The sequence below is a fragment of the Pseudomonas sp. NPDC086112 genome (assembly GCF_044746425.1).
Taxonomy (GTDB): Bacteria; Pseudomonadota; Gammaproteobacteria; order Pseudomonadales; family Pseudomonadaceae; genus Aquipseudomonas.
Genome location: NZ_JBIVCD010000030.1, coordinates 57402 through 77785, shown reverse-complemented (window position 1 = coordinate 77785; position 20384 = coordinate 57402). Strand labels below are relative to the sequence as shown.

Here is a 20384-nt window from a genome sequence, read left to right as displayed (position 1 = left end):
AATGTCGTCACGCAGGACATGATAGACCAGTTACGCCCGGGAATGACCCGCCGGCAAGTACGGTTTATCATGGGTAACCCTCTGCTGACCGACACGTTCCATGCCGATCGCTGGGATTATCTGTACAGCCTGCAACCGGGTGGCGGAGAACGCCAACAGGAACGCATTAGCGTTATCTTCAACCCAAATGACCAACTTGTCAGCCTCTCTGGCGATTTCATGCCAGGCGTGAGCCGCGACGAAGCCATTCTCGGCAAGGACAGCGACACTACCGTGACCGCGCCTGCCGAAAACGCCGAGAAGCCGAAGCCAGAAAAACCGGTCAAGCCTGGGTCGTTGCTGGATCAGATCCAGAAGGACGTGGACAACGTGGAAACCGTTCCAGTCCCGACGCCAGAACCGCTGGAAACCTCGCCGCAATAATTTGCGACGCAATAAAAAACCCGGCATGTCCGGGTTTTTTATCGCCTGGCGTTTAACCGGATCACTGATTCCGGGCTTTGGCCTCGGCCGCTTTGGCTGCACGCAACCGGCGAACCTCTTTTGGATCGGCGAGCAACGGTCGGTAAATCTCGAGGCGATCCCCCGCCTGAACCGGACGATTGGCCGGCTCAGCGATCACTTTGCCAAAGATCCCAACCGGACAACTGGCCAGATCCAGCTCAGGGAATTCGCTGTTCAGGCCGGATTTGAGCAACGCATCTCGCACTGTTGCACCCACCGGCACCGTTACGGTCAGCAATAGCTGACGATCAACAGCGGCATACACCACTTCAACCTTGATCACGGCCTCAACCATGCATCTGTTTCGCACGCTGGCAAAACGCGTCCATCAGCGTATTCGCCGCCTGATTGAACAAAGGCCCCAACGTCGCACGCACCAGCGGCCCCGAATAGTCGAATGACAAGTCCAGACTGATCTTGCAGGCCTTCTCGCCCAACGGCTTGAACACCCAGATGCCATGCAACTGGCTGAACGGACCTTCTTCGAGGTTCATCTCGATCGAATGCCCGGGCACCAGGGTGTTACGCGTCACGAAATGCTGACTAAGGCCGCCCTTGGCCACGCCGACGCTGGCGCGCATGAGCTCAGGAGTACTTTCCAGAACTTCGGCCGACGAGCACCACGGCAGGAATTCCGGATAGCGGGCCACATCGTTGACCAGGTCATACAGCGCTTGTGCCGGATACGGCAGCAGGGCCGAACGTTGAATGTGTGTCGTCATGTCAGCGTTACTTCCACAGCTGGGCGGCAAACACTACAAGAATGCCGATGGGCGCCACATAGCGCATCAAGAACAGGGACAAGGCGAACAGCACCGGACGGCGGATCGACAATTCGTCGCGCACCGCTTCACGCCCCATCACCCAGCCCGCAAACACCACGAAACACAAACCACCGAGTGGCAACATGATCCGCGAGGTGAAGAAATCGATCACACCGAAGAAGTCCAGACCACCGGCGGCTCCCCATTGATAGAGGTGGAACATCCCGCCTTCGTTCACGAAAAACTTGGCTTGCTTCCAGATATTGAAGGAAAACACCGTACCCAGACCGACGAACCAGCAGATGAATGCCAACCAGAAGGTAACCCAGGCACGACTGATCTTCGTGCGCTCAACCAGGTAAGCCACCATTGGCTCGAGCAGGGAAATCGCCGAACTCCAAGCCGCAATCGCTACCAGCACGAAGAACACTACGCCCATCAATTGGCCGAACGCTACGTTGCCAAAGGCAAATGGCAGGCTGACGAACATCAGGCCAGGGCCTTCGCTCGGGTTCAGGCCGGCAGCAAACACAATCGGAAACAATGCCAGACCGGCCACCAGGGAAACGAAAGTATCGAGCAGCGCCACACCGACAATGGTGCCGGAAATCGACGAGCTCTTCGGCATATAAGCACCGTAGATCATGATCGAACCGACGCCCACGCTCAGGGAGAAGAACGCGTGCCCCATGGCCGGCAGCAAGCCGTCGAGCACTTTTTCCGGATGGAAGTCGAACATGAAATGCACGCCCTCCATGAAGTGGCCGGTGGTCATGCTGTAGCCCAGCAGGACAATCACCATCACGAACAGCAGCGGCATCATGATTCGCAGGCTGCGCTCCAGCCCGGCAACTACGCCTTTGGCGATCACCACAGCGGAGAGGAGCATGAAAATCGTGTGCCAAAGTGTCAGGCGCCATGGGTCGGCGATCACATTACCGAAGTAGGCGCCGACCTGATCAGGTGTCGCGCCCTGGAAGTCGCCACGCCCCATGTCGATGATGTAGTCCAGCGACCAGCCGCCGACCACACTATAGAAAGACAGAATCAGCAGCGCCGTGATCATCCCGGCAAACGCCCCCCAGGACCACTTCGCCGAATGCCCCGCTTCCAGCGCCAGGACCTTCAAGGCATTGGCCGGGCTCTGCCGTGCGCGGCGGCCGATCAGGGTTTCGGCCAGCATCACGGGCACACCGATCAGCGCGATACAGGTCAGGAACATCAGCACGAAGGCTCCGCCACCGTAGACGCCGACCATGTAAGGGAATTTCCAGATACTACCCAAACCCACGGCCGAACCGGTCGCGGCGAGTATGAAGACCCAGCGGCTAGCCCAACTGCCGTGGACAGAAACCTTGTCTGTCGACATCGTTATCACGCCCAAGCGTTCAAAAAAGAGGCCGCATTGTCCGGGATTCAATCAACCTGCTCAAGCACGTAGCGATACCGTAGCCGACTCGCTTGCAACTCCCTATAATGCCGCCCCTATGGCTAAACAGAAGAAACACCCAACAGGGACCATCGCGCAGAACAAAAAGGCGCGACACGATTACTTCATCGAGCATAAGTTCGAGGCTGGTCTGGTCCTGGCCGGCTGGGAAGTAAAAAGTTTGCGGGCAAGCAAACTACAACTGGTTGACAGTTACGTGCTGCTCAAAGATGGCGAAGCCTGGCTGCTCGGCAGCCACATTACGCCATTGATGACGGCCAGCACCCACGTCATCGCCGATCCGACCCGCACCCGAAAATTGCTGCTCAACCGGCGCGAGCTGGAAAAGCTGGCCGCTGCCGTGCAGCAAAAAGGTTACGCCTGCGTATGCCTGTCCTGGTACTGGAGCAAGCACATGGTCAAGTGCGAGATCGCTCTGGGCAAGGGCAAGAAGGAATACGACAAGCGTGATACCGAACGCGAACGCGACGCCGGTCGTGAATTGCAGCGTGCGGTGCGAAACAAGGGTAAGGAAGACTAGTTCTTTCGCCTTCAGATCGCTTTCGCGAGCAAGCCCGCTCCCACATTATCCGTGGATGCCGACATTTATGTGGCAGACCCGGAACCTGTGGGAGCGGGCTTGCTCGCGAATGCAATCGTCCAATCACCACAGAACTAACTGATTACATCCCCTTGCGCCGCTCCGCCCGAGCCACGCGCTGCACTTCCTGACGCACCTCTTCCAACACTTCCTGCACATACAGAATGTGTCGACTGGAAACCTCCCGCGCCTGCTCCGCCTTTCCTTCGATAATCGCCAGGTACAATTCTCTGTGCTGCGCAATCAGCATATCGCGGGTTTCTGAACGCTGTTTGTACATGCCGCCAATGTTGGTCACCACGTTGCGCTTGAGAAGGTCGAACAGCCCACGAATGGTGTGCAGCAACACCGCGTTATGGCTGGCTTCGGCGATTGCCAAGTGAAATTTTGCGTCCGCCGCGCCCTCTTCTAGCCGACTCACTTCGTCATGACGCGAATAGCAGTCCTGCAACTCGTCGAATGCCGCCGTCAGCCGCTCGCGATCCACATCAGTCGCGCGCAATGCCGCGTAGTACGCACAGGAGGCTTCCAGCGTATGACGAAACTCCAGCAAATCGCGCTGGGCCTCGGGGTTGCTTTCCAGCAGATGCAACAGCGGATCGCTGAACGTCGAGCCCAGGGATTCCACCACGTAGTTGCCGCCGCCCTGACGACTGACCAGCAGCCCTTTGGCCGTCAGTTTCTGAATCGCTTCGCGCAACGACGGGCGTGACACGCCGAATTGCTCGGCCAACGCGCGCTCTGCCGGCAAGCGTTCGCCAGCCTTCAATGTGCCCTCGAGGATCATCCCCTCGAGTTGCTCGACAATATCGTCAGACAAACGGCGCTGCCGAATCTGATCAAACCCCATCACTCAATTCTCCACGATCCCGGCGGTTCGCCGGGCTCTCTATTCTGGCCTATTGGCGCTGTACCAGCACCTACCAGACGACGTTTGATCGAACAGATCAGATGCGTTCTGCACCGCTCATTCGACAAAAGTTTTAGGGCGGCAAATTGACACACCGCATACAAGGCTTTTACCCTAGCCAACAGCGATTGTAAATTGGTATTACCAATTAACCAAGAACGCTGACCAGTGCCTGACCAACAACAATTAGGGGCCACCCCATATGCAAACCTGGCAACAGCTCTACAGCCCGCTCGGCAGTCTCGGCGTGTCCGCACTCGCGGCCGTCATCCCCATCGTATTTTTCTTCCTGGCTTTGGCCGTGTTCCGCCTCAAAGGCCACGTGGCCGGCAGCATTACCCTGGCGCTGTCGATTGCGGTGGCAATCTTCGCGTTCCAGATGCCGGTCGATATGGCCTTCGCGGCAGCCGGATATGGCTTCGCCTACGGCTTGTGGCCGATTGCCTGGATCATCGTGGCAGCGGTGTTCCTCTACAAACTGACGGTCAAGAGTGGCCAGTTCGAAGTGATCCGCAGCTCAGTGCTGTCGATCACCGACGACCAACGCCTGCAAGTGCTGCTGATCGGCTTCTGCTTCGGCGCCTTCCTGGAAGGTGCCGCCGGTTTCGGCGCACCGGTCGCTATTACCGCCGCGCTGCTGGTGGGACTGGGCTTCAACCCGCTGTACGCCGCGGGCCTGTGCCTGATCGCCAATACCGCGCCGGTAGCCTTTGGCGCCTTAGGGATTCCGATCATCGTCGCCGGGCAAGTCACCGGCATCGACGCGTTCAAGATCGGCGCCATGACCGGTCGCCAACTGCCATTACTGTCGCTGTTCGTGCCGTTCTGGCTAGTGTTCATGATGGATGGCCTGCGCGGCGTTCGGGAAACCTGGCCGGCGGCGCTGGTAGCGGGTTTAAGCTTTGCCATCACCCAATACTTCACCTCGAACTTCATTGGCCCGGAACTGCCGGACATCACTTCCGCGCTGGCCAGCCTGATTTCCCTGACGCTGTTCCTGAAAATCTGGCAGCCGAAACGCGCCGCCGGCCAACACATCGTCGGCGCCGTCTCGGCTTCCGTGGTGGCCAGCGCCGGCGGTTTCGGCCAACCGCGCACCACCGTGGCTTCGCCTTATAGCCTGGGGGAAATTTTCAAAGCCTGGTCGCCGTTCCTGATCCTCACCGTACTGGTCACCATCTGGACGCTGAAACCGTTCAAGGCGATGTTCGCTGCGGGTGGCTCGATGTATAGCTGGGTGTTCAACTTCGCGATTCCGCATCTGGATCAAATGGTGATCAAGGTCGCCCCGATCGTAACCGCCCCGACGGCGATTCCGGCGGTGTTCAAACTCGATCCGATTTCCGCGACCGGCACGGCGATTTTCTTCTCTGCGCTGATCTCAATGCTGGTATTGAAGATCAATTTAAAAACTGGTCTTACCACTTTTAAAGAGACCGTCTACGAACTGCGCTGGCCGATTTTGTCTATCGGTATGGTGCTGGCCTTCGCCTTCGTCACCAACTACTCGGGCATGTCGTCGACCATGGCTTTGGTACTGGCAGGTACGGGTGCGGCATTCCCGTTCTTCTCGCCATTCCTCGGCTGGCTCGGCGTGTTCCTGACCGGTTCCGATACATCGTCCAACGCACTGTTCAGTTCACTGCAAGCAACCACCGCGCACCAGATCGGCGTCAACGACACCTTGCTGGTGGCGGCGAATACCAGCGGCGGCGTGACCGGCAAGATGATTTCGCCACAATCGATCGCCGTGGCCTGCGCCGCGACCGGGTTGGTGGGCAAGGAATCGGATCTGTTCCGCTTCACCCTCAAGCACAGCCTATTCTTTGCAACGATCGTCGGCCTGATCACGTTGGCTCAGGCCTACTGGTTCACCGGCATGCTGGTGCACTAAGAACTACACGCGACACGGAAAAAACCGACGCCGGGTTACGCCCCCGGCGTCAGCTATTCACAACCGGGTCTGCAAGGCTGCTGAAAGCTTCCCTCTCTATATTCAGCAGCCTCAGCGGACGGATAACCGGGACCACCCGGAGACACGCCTGATGAGCGAGCTTTTTTACAACGCTGTGCCGAATGCGACCCGCGTCGCCCCGCCACTGCCCGAGCCTCGGCAATACCCCAGCGAGAAACCGTCACGGGTCTACCTGTTCGGGACTTGCGTGGTGGATCTGTTCTACCCGGAAGCCGGGATGGACGCGATCCATCTGCTGGAACGCGAAGGCATTCGTGTTGAATACCCGCAAGGGCAAAGCTGCTGCGGGCAACCGGCCTACACCTCGGGCTACACCGAACAGGCCCGGACCGTGGCGCGCTCGCAACTGGCGCTGTTTGCCGGTGATTATCCGGTGGTGGTGCCGTCGGGGTCTTGCGCGGGGATGTTGCGCGAACACTACGCCGACTTGTTCAAGGACGAGCCGCAAACGCTGAAACAGGTCCAGGCCCTCGCGGCACGGACTTATGAGCTGGCGGAGTTCCTGCTGTTTGTCTGCAAGGTGCAGCTCAAGGACAGCGGCGAACCGGTCAAAGTGGCGTTGCACACGTCGTGCTCGGCACGCCGTGAAATGAACACCCACCTGCACGGCCGTGAGTTGTTGGCGCAGCTAAGCAACGTGGAGCGAGTCGACCACAGCCACGAAAGTGAATGCTGTGGCTTTGGTGGGACTTTCAGCGTCCGTATGCCAGATATTTCCGGCGCGATGGTGGCTGACAAGACCCGAGCGTTGAAGGAGTCCGGCGCGCACAAGGTACTCAGTGCCGATTGCGGTTGCCTGATGAACATCAATGGCTCGCTGGAGAAACAGCAGGAAGCGTTGCGCGGTCAGCATCTGGCCAGTTTCCTGTGGCAGCGTACCGGAGGTGCCCGATGAGCACTTCCACGATTATTCCTACGGTTGCCGTAGAAGAAGACTTTCGCGCCCGGGCGCACAAGGCTTTGGCTGACACGCAACTGCGAAACAACTTTCGCAACGCGATGGATTCACTGATGAGCAAACGGGCAGCGTCCTTCAGCGATGCCCATGAAAGAGAACATTTGCGAGTGCTGGGCAATGCTGTCCGCGCCCGTGCTTTATCCAAGTTGCCCGACCTGCTCGAGCAACTTGAACAGAACCTGACCCGCAACGGTGTGACAGTGCACTGGGCGGAAACGGTGGACGAAGCCAATGGCATCGTCCTCTCGATCATCCGCGCTCACGAGGGGCGGCAAGTGATCAAGGGCAAATCGATGGTCAGCGAAGAGATGGAAATGAATCACTTCCTCGCTGAACAGGGCATTGAATGCTTGGAATCGGACATGGGCGAGTACATCGTCCAGCTCGACCACGAGAAGCCTTCACACATTATTATGCCGGCGATCCACAAGAATGCCGGTCAGGTCGCGTCCTTGTTCCACGACAAACTTGGCGTGGAATACACCAAGGACGTTGACCAACTCATTCAGATCGGTCGCAAGGTCTTGCGGCAGAAGTTCTTCGAAGCGGACATCGGCGTCTCCGGCGTCAACTTCGCCGTGGCCGAAACCGGCACCTTGCTGTTGGTGGAAAACGAAGGCAACGGGCGCATGTCGACCACCGTGCCGCCCGTACACATTGCCGTCACGGGTATAGAGAAAGTCGTCGAAAACCTGCGGGACGTTGTACCGCTGTTGTCGCTGCTGACCCGTTCGGCCCTCGGCCAACCGATCACCACCTACGTCAACATGATCTCCGGGCCGCGCAAGGAACATGAACTCGACGGCCCGCAGGAAGTGCACCTGGTATTGCTCGACAACGGTCGCAGCCAAGCCTTCGCCGACAGCGAATTACGTCAGACCCTGAACTGCATCCGCTGCGGCGCCTGTATGAATCATTGCCCGGTCTACACCCGAATCGGCGGCCATGCCTATGGGGAGGTTTACCCTGGGCCTATCGGAAAAATCATCACCCCGCACATGGTTGGCCTGGCGAAAGTCCCCGACCACCCGAGTGCCTCGTCGTTATGCGGTGCTTGCGGTGAAGTCTGCCCGGTAAAAATTCCGATCCCCGCATTGCTGCGTCGCCTGCGGGAAGAGAACGTCAAAGCCCCGAACAGCCCGCATCAAGTGATGCGCGGCCAGGGCAGCAAGTTCTCACGCAAAGAACGGTTTATCTGGAACGCCTGGGCGAAGCTCAACAGCTCGCCAACGCTCTATCGCCTGTTCGGCTTTTTTGCCACCCGCCTGCGCGCGCTGACGCCGAGCAACGTCGGCCCGTGGACCCAGAACCACAGCGCACCGAAACCCGCCGCCCGCTCACTGCATGACATGGCCCGCGAGCATCTGGCCAAACAGGGAGACCGCTGATGAGCGCCAAACAAAATATCCTCGCCAAATTGCGCAACAGTCTGACAGGCACCACACCGGTGCCTGACAACTTCGATGTCGAATTGGTGACCGAGCCCTACACCTACACGCCAGAACAACGCATCCCGCAACTGCGCAAACTGATGGAAGCGGTGCACACCGAAATTCATCTGACGTCCAGAGATGGCTGGCCCGAATTGCTGGCGCAACTGCTGCAGGATCGCCAGTTGCCGAGCCTGTTGATTGCGCCGACGACACCCCACGGTCAACGCATCACTGCGCATTGGGCGAAAAATCCTGGCCTGCCCGCGCTCAAAGCCTACGACCGTCCGGTCGAGGAATGGAAAGCCGAGTTGTTCAACGACACCCCGGCTAGCCTGACCACCACCCTCGGCGCAATCGCCGCGACAGGTAGTCTGATTCTCTGGCCGACGCGGGAAGAACCGCGCCTGATGAGCCTGGTGCCGCCGGTGCATTTCGCCCTGCTCAAGGCCAGTGAAATCCGCGATAACTTCTATCAGGTGCAGCAGGAGTTCGAATGGGCTCAAGGCATGCCGACCAACGCCTTGCTGGTGTCCGGCCCGTCGAAGACTGCCGACATCGAGCAAGTATTGGCTTACGGTGCCCACGGCCCGAAAGACCTGGTCGTTCTGATCCTGGAGGACCAATGAGTCTACCGGTGGCTTTCCTGCGAGATGTGCAGCAACTGATTCCTGAAACGCGACGTTTCGACGATCCGCTGTCGACCTTGGCCTTCGGCACCGACGCCAGTTTCTACCGGCTGATTCCGAAACTGGTGATCCGCGTCGAGTCCGAAGATGAAGTGGTGGCGCTGCTCAAACTGGCGCAACGGGATCAAGTCCCGGTGACCTTCCGCGCCGCCGGCACCAGCCTGTCTGGCCAGGCCATCAGCGATTCGGTGCTGATCGTGCTGGGGGATAACTGGAACGGTCGCGAGATTCGCGGGCAAGGAACACAGATCCGCCTGCAACCGGGCGTGATCGGTGCCCAGGCCAACGCCTGGCTGGCACCGTTCGGACGCAAGATCGGCCCAGACCCGGCATCGATCAACGCCTGCAAAATCGGCGGCATCGTCGCCAACAACGCCAGTGGCATGTGCTGCGGCACAGCGCAGAACACCTATCACACATTGGCCGGGATTCGCCTGGTACTGGCTGACGGCAGCCGTCTCGATACCGAAGATGCCGCCAGTGTGACGGCCTTCCGTGAGAGCCACGCCGAGTTGCTGGAACAACTGGCAACGTTGGGCCGCGAGACCCGCGCAAACTCTGAACTGGCCGCGAAAATTCGCCACAAATACCGTCTGAAAAATACCACCGGTCTGTCACTCAATGCGCTGGTGGATTTCGATGAGCCTGTGGATATCTTGAGCCACTTGCTGGTGGGCTCCGAAGGCACGCTCGGGTTTATCAGCGCGGTGACTTACGACACGGTGATCGACCATCCGAACAAGGCGTCGGCGCTGATCGTGTTCCCTGATGTAGAAACCTGCTGCAACGCCGTCACCGTGCTGAAAAGCCAACCCGTATCGGCGGTGGAATTGCTGGACCGCCGCAGCCTGCGCTCGGTGCAGGACAAGCCCGGCATGCCGGCTTTCGTACAACAACTGTCGATCAATGCCTGCGCCCTGCTGATCGAATCCCGCGCCGCTTCGTCCTCTTTGCTAAGAGAACAGCTGACGCAAATCATGGCGTCGCTGACCAGCTTCCCGGTGGAGAAGCAAGTCGACTTCACCGAAGACCCGGTGGAAAACGCCCGGCTCTGGGCGATTCGTAAGGACACTTTCCCTGCCGTCGGCGCGGTGCGCAAAACCGGCACCACGGTGATCATTGAAGACGTCACCTTCCCGGTGGAACAGCTGGCCAGTGGCGTCAACCGCTTGATCGAGCTGTTCGACAAACACCATTACGACGAAGCAATCCTTTTCGGACACGCCCTGGAAGGCAATCTGCACTTTGTCTTCACCCAAGGCTTCAACAGTGCGGAAGAAGTCGCACGCTACCAAGCGTTCATGGACGACGTGGCGCAGTTGGTGGCGGTTGAATTCGGCGGTTCGCTGAAGGCTGAACACGGCACCGGTCGCAATATGGCGCCCTTCGTCGAACTGGAATGGGGCAGCGATGCTTATCAGTTGATGTGGCAGCTCAAACGCCTGCTCGACCCTAACGGCATTCTCAACCCGGACGTGGTGCTCAGCGACGATCCACAAATCCACCTCAAGCATCTGAAACCGTTGCCGGCCGCCGATGAGATTGTGGATAAGTGCATCGAGTGTGGCTTTTGCGAACCGGTCTGCCCGTCGAAAGGCCTGACATTGAGCCCACGCCAGCGCATCGTGATCTGGCGAGATATCCAGGCCAAGAAGCGCGCAGGCGTCGACACCACCGAACTCGAAGCCGCTTACGAATACCACGGCATCGAAACGTGCGCCGCCACTGGCCTGTGTGCGCAACGTTGCCCTGTAGGAATCAACACCGGTGAGCTGGTGAAAAAACTCCGCGGCCGTAAAGCGACGCATACGAAAACCGCCAACTGGATTGAAGGAAATTTCGCCACTGTGCTGCAAGGCGCGCGCTTCACCCTGCACGTCGCCAACGGTGCGCGGATGCTATTGGGAGCACCGCGCCTGGCAAAACTGTCGGCATCGCTGACGCGGCTGTCCAAGGGTCAGGTTCCGCAATGGACCAACGCCATGCCGCAGCCGGAAAGGGCCATTCGCTTCAGCCCGACGGTGTCGGACGAGCGGCCTCGAGTGGTGTACCTGGCAGCCTGCGTGTCGCGGGTCATGGGCCCGGCGGCGGGTGATAAAGAGCAAATGTCGTTGTACGAAAAAACCCGCGGCCTGCTGGAAAAGGCCGGTTATCAGGTAGTTTCTCCAGACAATCAGGACAACCTCTGCTGCGGTCAGCCGTTTGCTTCCAAGGGTTACGCTGAACAGGCCGAACACAAGCGCCAGGAACTGATCGGCGCACTGCTGCACGCCAGCCGCGGCGGGCTCGACCCGATCTATTGCGACACCAGCCCCTGCACCTTGCGGCTGGTTCAGGACCTGGGCGACGTGCGACTGGACTTGTACGACCCCGTGCGCTTCATCCGCACTCACTTGATGGATCGTCTCGATTTCACCCCCCAGGAAGCGCCGATCGCGGTGCATGTCACGTGCAGCACTCAGCATCTCGGCGAGAGCCAGGCGTTGATCGATCTTGCGCGCAAGTGCAGTAAAAACGTGGTCATCCCGGAAGGCATTCACTGCTGCGGTTTTGCCGGCGACAAGGGCTTCACCACCCCGGAACTGAATGCCCATTCGTTACGCACGCTCAAGGACGCGGTACAGCAATGCAGCGAAGGGATTTCCACCAGCCGCACCTGTGAGATTGGTCTGACGCAACACGGCGGAATTGACTACCACGGGTTGGTCTATCTGGTGGATCGGGTGACCCAGGCCAGGGCGACCTGAAGAAAAATAGAACCCTGACGCACCGTCGCAGTCCACCGATCAAGTCCCGCAAACGCGGGACCTTTCCCAAAATTGGCAGCCCGTTCTGATGGCCAGCAATGCCTGGCCCCTCAGTTCAAGGAGATACCCATGAAACGCTCAGTACTGTTAGGTCTGTTCGTTACTGCCTCAATGCTGGCCTCCTCCTCGTTTGCCGCCGGCGATGATCTCTGTGCAACCAACCTGCAAGCCATCGCCAATGCCAAGACCCAGACCCTGGCGCCGGAAATCAAGACTCGCGTCGAGGCCAGCGTCCAGCAAGCCAAGGCCTACCAAGCGCAAAACACCGAGGAAGGCACTAAAAAATGCATCTCCGAAACCACTCAAACCCTGCAGGAGATCCAGAACGCGGGCAAAGGTGATAAAGGCTAATAACTACCGAAGGCCAACCTTCGGGTTGGCCTTCTCAGCCATGTAAACCCTAAGCTTGCGGAGCATCAGGCGTTTCTTGTCCCTTTTTCGCACCCGCCTCCCGGAAAAATCTTTCACCCCATCGCCAGCAAAAACAGAACCCTTGCACGCCATCACAGTCCATTTGTTAAGCCCCAATCAGCGTGGCCCAATCCCCCCGTCCCAGGAGATACCCATGAAGCGTTCCGCCCTGGCTGGACTGCTCATCGCTGCAACAATGCTGGCCTCCTCCGCATACGCCTCAAACGATAGCGATCAATGCGTAATGAAGCTCCAGGAAGTCAACAGCAAGCTGTCCAGCACTACCACACTGGATGCTGCCACCAAAGGTGTCGTGATCACTAAAGCCGAACAAGCCAAGGCCGCCCACGCCGCCAACAATGACAAAGAGTGTGTATCCCTGACGCAGCAGGCGCTTCAGGACATTCAAAGCCACGCGCACGGGCAGTAGGGGCCTGACCAGAGCCAATCAGCGTCGGCCCTGACACGCAAGCACGGACAGAAGGTCGACTCGCCGCGCGCATTGGCGTACACTGCGCTTGCCTGCTGGTTACACGCAGCAGGTTCGGGGCCGTTTAGGATTCGACGCCGGTTGCGAAACTTTAGGTGCATGCCGAGTTGGTAACAGAACTCGTAAATCCACTGTTGCAACTTTCTATAGTTGCCAATGACGAAACCTACGGGGAATACGCTCTCGCTGCGTAAGCAGCCTTAGCCCTTCCCTCCTGGTACCTTCGGGTCCAGCAATCATCAGGGGATGTCTGTAAACCCAAAGTGATTGTCATATAGAACAGAATCGCCGTGCAGTACGTTGTGGACGAAGCGGCTAAAACTTACACAACTCGCCCAAAGCACCCTGCCCGTCGGGTCGCTGAGGGTTAACTTAATAGACACGGCTACGCATGTAGTACCGACAGCGGAGTACTGGCGGACGGGGGTTCAAATCCCCCCGGCTCCACCAAATGATCAAACAAAGACGTCCACGGACGTCTTTTTTTGTGCTTGCGACCCAGTAAATACGCGGCCTCCAGCGCTTTTGCGGCCTTTTGAGAGTTTTGGAGTTCCAGCCGTTCGGGTATTCCAGACGGTGTCGCCTGCGGGTAGCCGCAACCTGATTGCGGCACACGAAAGCTACCTGGATCTTCTGCAAAAAATCATCCGCCCGGCACGGGACATCCTGCATGCACACAACCTCAAAGGCTTCCATGAGCTACGAGCGGCGTACGCGTGTGAGCGCTACGAGCAAATCACCCAACACTGCGCGCCTATCAACGGCGGCCAAGTTTGCCAGGTAGATAGGAACCTCGATCGTAAGGCCCGAAGGCAAATCAGCTACGAGCTTGGGCACGGTCGTATCGACGTGGTCGCGGCCTATATCGGAGGACGGACATGAGCAAGCCATTCGATATGGAGTTATTCTTGGCTGGCGTGCTGACCGGTTCACAAGCGACGCGTCAACGCCATTTACGGCAGGCGAAGGTCATCCACGCTGCAATCGCCGAGCGCTGGCAGCGTGAGACGCCTTGGTCCTGGCAGAGAAAGCATGTCGCTTGGTTTCTAAATTGCTGCGTTGCCGATCGTACGGAAGCAACACGGTATTACTACATGCTGACTGTACAGCTGCTCGCTCGCCGATTGGAGAAATCATGGGAATTCAACTCACGATCTAAGACTTAACCTGGAACAAGTCCATGAAACGTTAATCGCACGACCACCTGAGCCGGGCTGGCATAAACGAATGGGCTTTCCGCCTGCGAAAAATCCATTAGGTGTAGGTAATCCCAGCGCCTCCCCTGTTGAGAAAATTCTAGCCGGTCGCTGGCCCGCTTGCTGGGGCCAATCAGACGGTTCCACCAAGGTTGGTAGCGACAGTGAGCACTATATAGCTGGTAAGAGAAGCGCCAAAAGCATCAAACACGACAAGGCGGTGTGGCAAAACTGCACTGCTTAGCGGCACGCAACGCCGCTCTACATGACAATACGATGCCAGATTGCTACTATCATCCGACTTTCTTGTGGTGAGCATTTCAGGGAGAGCAATATGCTTGTGAAGCATCGCGATGAAAAGATTAAAGGGGTATTTGAAGATATTGTTTCAGGGAACATTGATCTCCGCCCAGACTTCCAACGTGGAGAGGTATGGGACGCCAAGAAGAAAAAATTGCTTGTTGACTCTATATTACGTGGCTGGCAAGTTCCACCAATTCACCTCGTAAGTATAGAAGACAACAAAGCCGAAGTCTTGGATGGACAGCAACGACTGACGGCAATTCGCGACTTTGTTCAGAACAAATTCTCTATCGATGGCAGCATAGAGCCATTGGATGAAGAAATCTCCTCGCTCCATGGCTTAAAGTTCTCTAGCCTCCCCGAAGGTAAACGCTCGGAATTTCAGAGATACCTTCTAAAAATCTATGAAATTACAGAGTATAATCACGGCGAGCCAGGAGAGCTATTTCATCGACTGAATCAGTCGGTCAAACTAACGTCAGCAGAGCAGCGAAATGCCTTTTTTGGAAGTATCCGAGATCAAGTATCTGGCCTAGTCCAATACATGAAAAAAGTTGGAGTTGACAAGGAAGTCCTTGGCTTCTCTAACTCCCGCATGGCATACAATGACCTTTTAACTCGAGTTTGCTTCGTACTAGAGAATGGCGGGCTTCGCACCGCTATTAGTGACCGTGCTCTTACCGCTCGCTTTAGACACAAGGATGGATACAGTGACGAGATTCTAGCCGCGGTGAGAAAGGCGATCGATTTTCTTGTAAGAGTTAGAGCAGCTCCAGATTTTGATCCAAGAGAAATCAATCTCACCAAAGCGTCATCCTTCAATTGGCTATATTGGCTAGCTAGCGAAGCCATTGCGGAAGGCGACATTGATAGCGACGAACTTTATTACGGATTCGCTTCCCTCGAAAAGGCCAAGAGCAATGTCAAAGATAACGTCGCATTCGGAAGAGACATAGTAAACTTCTTCTCATTCGACAAAAACAAGCTAAGAGAACTATTACTTCTCTACATTGAACGATCTTCCTCACGAGTAACATCGCAAGGTTCAATCCTTATCAGGGATATCGTGCTGAATATAAGCCTACACGTTTCAGGATATGCGAACAGGTCGCTATGCCTTGAAGAAGACGAAGAGATTGAGAATATCATCGATTCAATCCGTGAAGGTGAAAGTGATATCAAAAGCATTATTGAAGAAGCAGCATTGACATGGAGGTCGGAGTAATGAGAGCGGCTGCTGTAAGCGATGCATGGCGCAAAGTCCAGAAGCTAGACAAGTATCCAAGTCGCCTTCTTGCCTTTAAAGCCATGGATGTAGGAGGCTTCAAATCGGAAGTAGAATTATCTTTCAAGAGTGCCGTAACTGCAGTTTGTGGCAAAAATGGCGTCGGCAAAACCACGTTAATAAAATATATATTTTCTGCTTTTAATGACGGACTGATAAGTGATAAATCCGCTCGCTTTCACAGCGCAGTCTTCGAAGCTGAGTGGTTAGTTCAGGGAACAAAACAAACCACCAAAAATAATGTGCCTAATGGCTTGACGGCCTTCTATCTAGAACCTTCTAGGGAATGCACAAGAATTATCGAGTACTTAAAAAGCACTTCAAACAGTGAGGAGCTGCTGGAGGGCCTGGACGCGAACACGTCTTTTGATGAACAGTCTACAAAGAAGGGTATCGAGAGCATAATTGGCAAGAGCTATAAATCTCTGAAGTTCTATGAAGTTTCAGAAGCCATGCCTCATGAGCTTGGCTATCCCTTCCCCTATTTTGTAGTGGAGCTCCACAACGGCTCTGTTTATTCAAATGTTGATATGGGTATGGGTGAGTTCGCCTGCCTATATGTAATTTGGTTTTTGTCAAAATTCATTGAATCTCGAAGCTTTTTGTTTATCGAAGAACCTGAGAACTTTATCTCCGCGTATAGCCAGCTGAGACTGATGGACTTTATTGCGGCGCAATCATATTCCCAAAAAATCTGGATCATGCTTTCCACGCACTCCGAACACATCTTGTCCAAAGTTGGCATCGAGAACATCTGTATCATTTCCCAGCATTTATCCGAGGGACGTTCAACGCTATCAAACCCTAAACATGTAAGGAAATATCTGTCGGCCCTAGGATTATCTAAAGGCGTAACGGGCATATTCGTGGTCGAAGATGAGCTCGCAAGATTCTTCCTCGAATACATTCTAGATAAATATGACTCCGACATTCTCAATGATTACTCCGTCATCCAAATGAGATGCGACTCAAATATAGAGAAGCTTGTCAAGCATTTCGAGCCCACACCTAGCCCTGATTATGAAATTATTGCAGTACTTGACGCAGACCAGTCGTCTGAAGTCCCCGCACTATCCGGCAGACATATATATATAACAGCACTACCTTCATCATCTTCACTCACTCCGGAACTCGAGTTGTGGCCTGTGCTTGTGGATACGATAGAATCAGTTGCGGAAATTTTGGACGTCGACGAGGGACGTCTCCGTGAATCTGTAGATGATCAAGCTCATGCAGATCACCACGACCGATTTAGCGTTATTGCTACAGCATTGAGAAAAAATAAAAGGGATGTCGTTTACGCTGTTATGAGAATTTGGTACAGCATTCCAAACAACCAAATACTCGTTAAAAAGTTTTGTCTCGCACTGCTAGGCCGCCGTAATAAAACAGCATGCCAGAAAACGATCACGAATGACTACCGCATTCAAGGAGCTGAATATACACAGGCGCTTGGTGAGGAAAATTGCTTGATAGCCGTCCCCGCGAACTCCCCACCTTATTTAGAGCTAAGTGTAGGTTTCAATGGGGTAAGTTTCTTTTCCTGACTCATAGGCGGATTTATTCCTCGCCACATTAGCACGGAAAAGCTCTGATTGTTCAGTGCTTTTCCGCGACCGTGTAAGACATTTCCCCAGACCTTGAATAAGTTCGGATTACCGACTATAACCAGAATAATCGTAAGCGCACCACAAACCACGTCTTGCACTGCAATTTGTGGCCTGCAGCAGTCAGTCGGACAGTTCCACGGTAGCAACGCTTTGTAAACGGGAGCGTCAGGGTCGGTGACTGCGATGGCGATTTGAAGGTGTAGTTGCTGGAGCGGTTACGATCAACCGCTCCTAGGGCAAATTGCAAAAAGGGCATCTGACTGGTGGGACGCAGCGTGATAGTGGCTGGTCTTCTACCATGACGGTTAGACCTTACTTTTGTTCTACGTCATTCCCACGTTACTGGCAAGCCGCACTGCACTCTGCACGTTTAGAGTCGGAGGCGTCCCTGCCTCCGTACCAATCCCGGACCTTAGGCGCCCAGCGCCGTAATATCATCAATTATCGTGTGCTCGGCCTGCTCGTCGAGAATCAGCCTAATGATGGCACTTTGTGCATCCAGCCCCGGGTCGATGATCGTGCTTTTGATGATATCCAAACCGCCGCAGGCGTATTCTTCGAAGAGCTTGATCTTGGCGTCAAATTTATCGCCCTCAGGCTCCAGGTAACCGGAATCCTGATGCTCGAACAGGGCCAGCACGTTCATAAAAGCATCGTCGTATTCCCCCCGAAACACCGACAAGGGGATGGGCTCGCTGGACTTGTCGAACGCCACCGACTTTTTTCTGGAAAAACCCAGGGCCGCGGCAAACATCATGGCGTCCTTAAAGGAGGCGAAGACACCCACGTCATCCTTCAGATAACTTAAGGTGTCGGTGTGTTTAGCTGGTTTCCGGACGCGATCAACCATAGAACCCTTCCTCCAACTTTGTGTACTCGAACTTTTCATCACTGCCTTGTTTAGGTTTATGAGATTTGAGCGTGTATTGTTTACCTAGGCGTTTGGATAACTCCCTTTCCACCTCGCCGCGCCACTGAGATTTCGACACCATGACGATGACCTGATCAGCTAGGGCCGGAATGAAGGTCGCCACTTTTTGGCGATACTCAGGGTCCAACGCACCAAACGGCGAGTCCATCACAATTGGATAGATGCCACCCTTTTGAAATACCCCCGATTTACTGGCCCGCTCTTTGGCGCTGTTAACGATACTGCTAATAAAACAAAGGCTTGTAACCTGGTTCTCACCGGTGGATTTCTCCCACACCGGCTGTTTACCGTGCCCTTCGATGTTCTTAAATATCTTGAGCGTAAAGCCCTCATCGATCTCCGCCCAATAATCTTTCTTCATGATTTTCCGGAAGGTGTCATCGACCTTTTTCGACAAATCTGAGCGAACCTGGTGGGCCATCGCTTCGTGTAATTCGCCAATGGTCTCCGCCACTTCCTTAGCCAGCTGTTTTCTGCGCTGACTCAAATCTGCCTGGTTGGAATTGGCGAGTTCTTTTTCGATTTCCTTTTCCTTGTCTTTGAGCTGCTCTTCCCAGCCGGATTTGTCGTGCTCGCCGACGGCGCAGTTGGCATTGAGTCCTAGGCTATCCGCCTTTAATCCCGCCCGCCGCTCCTCCAAATCGGCGGAATCCTCAACGCCCTTAATCTTTTCGCCCAGCTCATCAATTTGACCCAGAAAGTTTTTTCGCCGGTCGGCCAGCTCGGTCAATTTAGTCATCGACTCATTGATGTTGGCGAACAACGCTTTACGTTCGGACTGCAAATGGGACATGACACCAAACAGCGCCATGAACTGCTCTTCAACGCCATTATTCTTGAGGGTGGTTTTGTACGACTCTAGGGTCATCACACAGTCACTTCCCGGCTCCAGCGGCTGACCGCAGATGCACCTACCCAGAACGATCAGATCATCGATAAAGGTGGCTTTTATCTTGCTGGGTATCTCCCCCCGGATCCGCATTTCATCCAGATACTGTTTCACCCCGGTCAGTTGCGATTCAATAAACGCCAGGAACCCCCGTTCTGTGACGTTTTTGTTGAGCGCAGCCGAGGCGCCAGCTTTATCTATTTTGATTTGTTCGAGCTGCTCCTCAAGCCCCTTTCGCCGCTTTTGCTTTTCAGCGATCACCTCGATCGACTGCAACCGTTTATCGATGGCTTCGATCTCTAGATCAATTTCACTCAGGGTGTTTTTCCAGCCCTTGATCTCGTCTTCTTTGTGCTGGATTTTATCCGTCAACTTCGATTGCTCTTCCAACAGCACCGTCATATTCCCAGAAGAACTGTCTCTGGCTTCCTTGTTGAAATGCCGGATCACCGGACCTTTCAGCTGCTTTTCGGCACGATCCAGAATATTCAAGCCCATCAGACACTTAATGGCCTCTCTGACCTGAGTGGAGGCGCTGTTGTAGGCTAACTTTTCGATGCGTTCCCCGTTAAAGAAAAAATAGCCGTGCATATCTTCCGGCAAGATTTGATTCAGCTGGCTGCCCGGGTTCGAAGAACGGCCGGACAGGCCTGCAGAATTAATCCAAGTGAGTAATGGTACGGAGGGGCCCAAGGACTCCGCGTGAAAACCCGCTCCCTTGGCAAACTTTTGCTCCCGGTGCGCAGTGTAGGTGGTGCCGTCATCATCAAACTCCAACGTCACCGACATGACTATCGTGCTCTCTTGGCCCGCTTCGGCAATGGCCTTTTCACTGAGGATGTTTTTGTTGTTGGTATCGAAGTCGGTGGTTCCGTAGAGCACCCATTTAAAGGCGTTTAACAGGGAGGTTTTGCCGGCACCGTTTTCTCCGTGGATGACCGTGACGCTGGCCTTGTCATCGGTTGAAAAACTGATCGACACTTCGCCATAGAACTGCCGAAAGTTTCTGATGGTTAGTTTTTTTAATTTCATGCCTTCACTTCGTCCTTGATCACCTTGATGATGCGTTCGCAGAAGTCCCGTTCCATGTCCCCTGGCAGATTTCTGTAATGCTTGCCTTCTTGATGAATTTTCAGGACTTGATTTATGATCGACCGGACTTCCGGAGAAGCAGCTTCGATGACCTCATTGGGCTTCTTCAT

General features: G+C 55.2%; 19 protein-coding genes, 1 other RNA gene and 1 pseudogene. 14 read left to right on the top strand and 7 right to left on the bottom strand.

Annotated elements, in window-relative coordinates; all coding sequences use genetic code 11:
* A partial coding sequence (locus ACIPLA_RS19875) for an outer membrane protein assembly factor BamE (protein ID WP_401175291.1) occupies positions 1-423 on the top strand: 423 nt, incomplete at its 5' end.
* Between the two features lie 61 nt (positions 424-484).
* Here the strand turns inward: ACIPLA_RS19875 and ACIPLA_RS19870 are convergent.
* The 3 genes from ACIPLA_RS19870 to ACIPLA_RS19860 are packed head-to-tail and all read right to left on the bottom strand — an operon-like array spanning position 485 to position 2637.
* Positions 485-799: an RnfH family protein gene (locus tag ACIPLA_RS19870; RefSeq protein ID WP_192346343.1), complete on the bottom strand. Its 315-nt coding sequence runs from the start codon at positions 797-799 to the stop codon at positions 485-487.
* Positions 792-1226: a type II toxin-antitoxin system RatA family toxin gene (locus ACIPLA_RS19865; RefSeq protein WP_008067191.1), complete on the bottom strand. Its 435-nt coding sequence runs from the start codon at positions 1224-1226 to the stop codon at positions 792-794. The genes ACIPLA_RS19870 and ACIPLA_RS19865 overlap by 8 nt, the downstream gene beginning before the upstream one ends.
* 7 nt (positions 1227-1233) lie before the next feature.
* Complete coding sequence (locus tag ACIPLA_RS19860; protein WP_401175287.1) at positions 1234-2637, bottom strand: sodium-dependent transporter; 1404 nt, start codon at positions 2635-2637, stop codon at positions 1234-1236.
* A 118-nt stretch (positions 2638-2755) separates the two neighbouring features.
* Between ACIPLA_RS19860 and smpB the strand changes: the two genes are divergently transcribed.
* Positions 2756-3238, top strand: coding sequence for an SsrA-binding protein SmpB (gene smpB / locus ACIPLA_RS19855; RefSeq protein ID WP_007900551.1), 483 nt, complete (start codon positions 2756-2758; stop codon positions 3236-3238).
* A gap of 142 nt (positions 3239-3380) precedes the next feature.
* Here smpB and ACIPLA_RS19850 read toward each other — a convergent pair whose 3' ends face one another.
* Positions 3381-4148, bottom strand: a complete 768-nt coding sequence (locus ACIPLA_RS19850; protein WP_123498866.1) for an FCD domain-containing protein — start codon at positions 4146-4148, stop codon at positions 3381-3383.
* 262 nt (positions 4149-4410) lie between these two features.
* Between ACIPLA_RS19850 and ACIPLA_RS19845 the strand changes: the two genes are divergently transcribed.
* The 12 genes and pseudogenes from ACIPLA_RS19845 to ACIPLA_RS19790 all read left to right on the top strand — a co-directional run bounded on the left by ACIPLA_RS19845 (position 4411) and on the right by ACIPLA_RS19790 (position 17299).
* The gene (locus ACIPLA_RS19845) at positions 4411-6102 is read left to right on the top strand and encodes a lactate permease LctP family transporter (RefSeq protein ID WP_192346350.1); all 1692 of its coding nucleotides are present in this window, start codon (positions 4411-4413) and stop codon (positions 6100-6102) included.
* A gap of 151 nt (positions 6103-6253) precedes the next feature.
* Positions 6254-7078 carry a (Fe-S)-binding protein gene (locus ACIPLA_RS19840; RefSeq protein WP_018929467.1) on the top strand — a complete coding sequence of 275 codons (825 nt, stop codon included), beginning with the start codon at positions 6254-6256 and terminating at the stop codon, positions 7076-7078.
* A complete protein-coding gene (locus tag ACIPLA_RS19835; RefSeq protein ID WP_401175282.1) occupies positions 7075-8529 on the top strand; it encodes a LutB/LldF family L-lactate oxidation iron-sulfur protein in 1455 nt (484 codons plus the stop codon). Before ACIPLA_RS19840 ends, ACIPLA_RS19835 begins: the two co-directional genes overlap by 4 nt.
* The gene (locus ACIPLA_RS19830) at positions 8529-9200 is read left to right on the top strand and encodes a lactate utilization protein C (RefSeq protein ID WP_401175280.1); all 672 of its coding nucleotides are present in this window, start codon (positions 8529-8531) and stop codon (positions 9198-9200) included. Before ACIPLA_RS19835 ends, ACIPLA_RS19830 begins: the two co-directional genes overlap by 1 nt.
* On the top strand, positions 9197-12007 hold the full coding sequence (locus ACIPLA_RS19825) for an FAD-binding and (Fe-S)-binding domain-containing protein (protein ID WP_401175277.1): 2811 nt from the start codon (positions 9197-9199) through the stop codon (positions 12005-12007). Before ACIPLA_RS19830 ends, ACIPLA_RS19825 begins: the two co-directional genes overlap by 4 nt.
* 129 nt (positions 12008-12136) lie before the next feature.
* Positions 12137-12418, top strand: a complete 282-nt coding sequence (locus tag ACIPLA_RS19820; RefSeq protein ID WP_008005503.1) for a hypothetical protein — start codon at positions 12137-12139, stop codon at positions 12416-12418.
* A gap of 214 nt (positions 12419-12632) precedes the next feature.
* A complete protein-coding gene (locus ACIPLA_RS19815) occupies positions 12633-12908 on the top strand; it encodes a hypothetical protein (protein ID WP_401175274.1) in 276 nt (91 codons plus the stop codon).
* A 116-nt stretch (positions 12909-13024) separates the two neighbouring features.
* Positions 13025-13418, top strand: a transfer-messenger RNA (tmRNA) gene (ssrA, locus tag ACIPLA_RS19810).
* A 123-nt stretch (positions 13419-13541) separates the two neighbouring features.
* Positions 13542-13850, top strand: a pseudogene (locus ACIPLA_RS19805) (integrase); the annotation flags it as partial.
* Entirely contained in the window at positions 13847-14134 is a 288-nt protein-coding gene (locus tag ACIPLA_RS19800) for a hypothetical protein (RefSeq protein ID WP_401175271.1), read from the top strand. The pseudogene ACIPLA_RS19805 and the gene ACIPLA_RS19800, both read left to right, overlap by 4 nt.
* Before the next feature lie 364 nt (positions 14135-14498).
* A complete protein-coding gene (locus ACIPLA_RS19795) occupies positions 14499-15692 on the top strand; it encodes a DUF262 domain-containing protein (protein WP_401175268.1) in 1194 nt (397 codons plus the stop codon).
* Positions 15677-17299: an ATP-dependent nuclease gene (locus tag ACIPLA_RS19790; protein ID WP_401175266.1), complete on the top strand. Its 1623-nt coding sequence runs from the start codon at positions 15677-15679 to the stop codon at positions 17297-17299. The genes ACIPLA_RS19795 and ACIPLA_RS19790 overlap by 16 nt, the downstream gene beginning before the upstream one ends.
* A gap of 475 nt (positions 17300-17774) precedes the next feature.
* Here ACIPLA_RS19790 and ACIPLA_RS19785 read toward each other — a convergent pair whose 3' ends face one another.
* From ACIPLA_RS19785 to ACIPLA_RS19775, 3 genes are read right to left on the bottom strand one after another with little or no spacing between them, the layout of a single operon-like run.
* The gene (locus ACIPLA_RS19785; RefSeq protein ID WP_401175263.1) at positions 17775-18212 is read right to left on the bottom strand and encodes a DNA phosphorothioation-associated protein 4; all 438 of its coding nucleotides are present in this window, start codon (positions 18210-18212) and stop codon (positions 17775-17777) included.
* Positions 18205-20214 carry an AAA family ATPase gene (locus tag ACIPLA_RS19780; RefSeq protein ID WP_401175261.1) on the bottom strand — a complete coding sequence of 670 codons (2010 nt, stop codon included), beginning with the start codon at positions 20212-20214 and terminating at the stop codon, positions 18205-18207. Before ACIPLA_RS19780 ends, ACIPLA_RS19785 begins: the two co-directional genes overlap by 8 nt.
* Positions 20211-20384 carry a hypothetical protein gene (locus tag ACIPLA_RS19775; RefSeq protein WP_401175258.1) on the bottom strand — a complete coding sequence of 58 codons (174 nt, stop codon included), beginning with the start codon at positions 20382-20384 and terminating at the stop codon, positions 20211-20213. The genes ACIPLA_RS19780 and ACIPLA_RS19775 overlap by 4 nt, the downstream gene beginning before the upstream one ends.

Coding starts and splice junctions, on each gene's coding strand:
- ACIPLA_RS19790 (WP_401175266.1), top strand. CDS start 15,677: ATGGAGGTCGGAGTAATGAGAGCGGCTGCTGTAAGCGATGCATGGCGC.
- ACIPLA_RS19835 (WP_401175282.1), top strand. CDS start 7,075: ATGAGCACTTCCACGATTATTCCTACGGTTGCCGTAGAAGAAGACTTT.
- ACIPLA_RS19845 (WP_192346350.1), top strand. CDS start 4,411: ATGCAAACCTGGCAACAGCTCTACAGCCCGCTCGGCAGTCTCGGCGTG.
- ACIPLA_RS19825 (WP_401175277.1), top strand. CDS start 9,197: ATGAGTCTACCGGTGGCTTTCCTGCGAGATGTGCAGCAACTGATTCCT.
- ACIPLA_RS19795 (WP_401175268.1), top strand. CDS start 14,499: ATGCTTGTGAAGCATCGCGATGAAAAGATTAAAGGGGTATTTGAAGAT.
- ACIPLA_RS19830 (WP_401175280.1), top strand. CDS start 8,529: ATGAGCGCCAAACAAAATATCCTCGCCAAATTGCGCAACAGTCTGACA.
- ACIPLA_RS19815 (WP_401175274.1), top strand. CDS start 12,633: ATGAAGCGTTCCGCCCTGGCTGGACTGCTCATCGCTGCAACAATGCTG.
- ACIPLA_RS19870 (WP_192346343.1), bottom strand. CDS start 799: ATGGTTGAGGCCGTGATCAAGGTTGAAGTGGTGTATGCCGCTGTTGAT.
- ACIPLA_RS19850 (WP_123498866.1), bottom strand. CDS start 4,148: ATGGGGTTTGATCAGATTCGGCAGCGCCGTTTGTCTGACGATATTGTC.
- ACIPLA_RS19785 (WP_401175263.1), bottom strand. CDS start 18,212: ATGGTTGATCGCGTCCGGAAACCAGCTAAACACACCGACACCTTAAGT.
- ACIPLA_RS19775 (WP_401175258.1), bottom strand. CDS start 20,384: ATGAAGAAGCCCAATGAGGTCATCGAAGCTGCTTCTCCGGAAGTCCGG.
- ACIPLA_RS19800 (WP_401175271.1), top strand. CDS start 13,847: ATGAGCAAGCCATTCGATATGGAGTTATTCTTGGCTGGCGTGCTGACC.
- ACIPLA_RS19840 (WP_018929467.1), top strand. CDS start 6,254: ATGAGCGAGCTTTTTTACAACGCTGTGCCGAATGCGACCCGCGTCGCC.
- ACIPLA_RS19820 (WP_008005503.1), top strand. CDS start 12,137: ATGAAACGCTCAGTACTGTTAGGTCTGTTCGTTACTGCCTCAATGCTG.
- ACIPLA_RS19860 (WP_401175287.1), bottom strand. CDS start 2,637: ATGTCGACAGACAAGGTTTCTGTCCACGGCAGTTGGGCTAGCCGCTGG.
- ACIPLA_RS19780 (WP_401175261.1), bottom strand. CDS start 20,214: ATGAAATTAAAAAAACTAACCATCAGAAACTTTCGGCAGTTCTATGGC.
- smpB (WP_007900551.1), top strand. CDS start 2,756: ATGGCTAAACAGAAGAAACACCCAACAGGGACCATCGCGCAGAACAAA.
- ACIPLA_RS19865 (WP_008067191.1), bottom strand. CDS start 1,226: ATGACGACACACATTCAACGTTCGGCCCTGCTGCCGTATCCGGCACAA.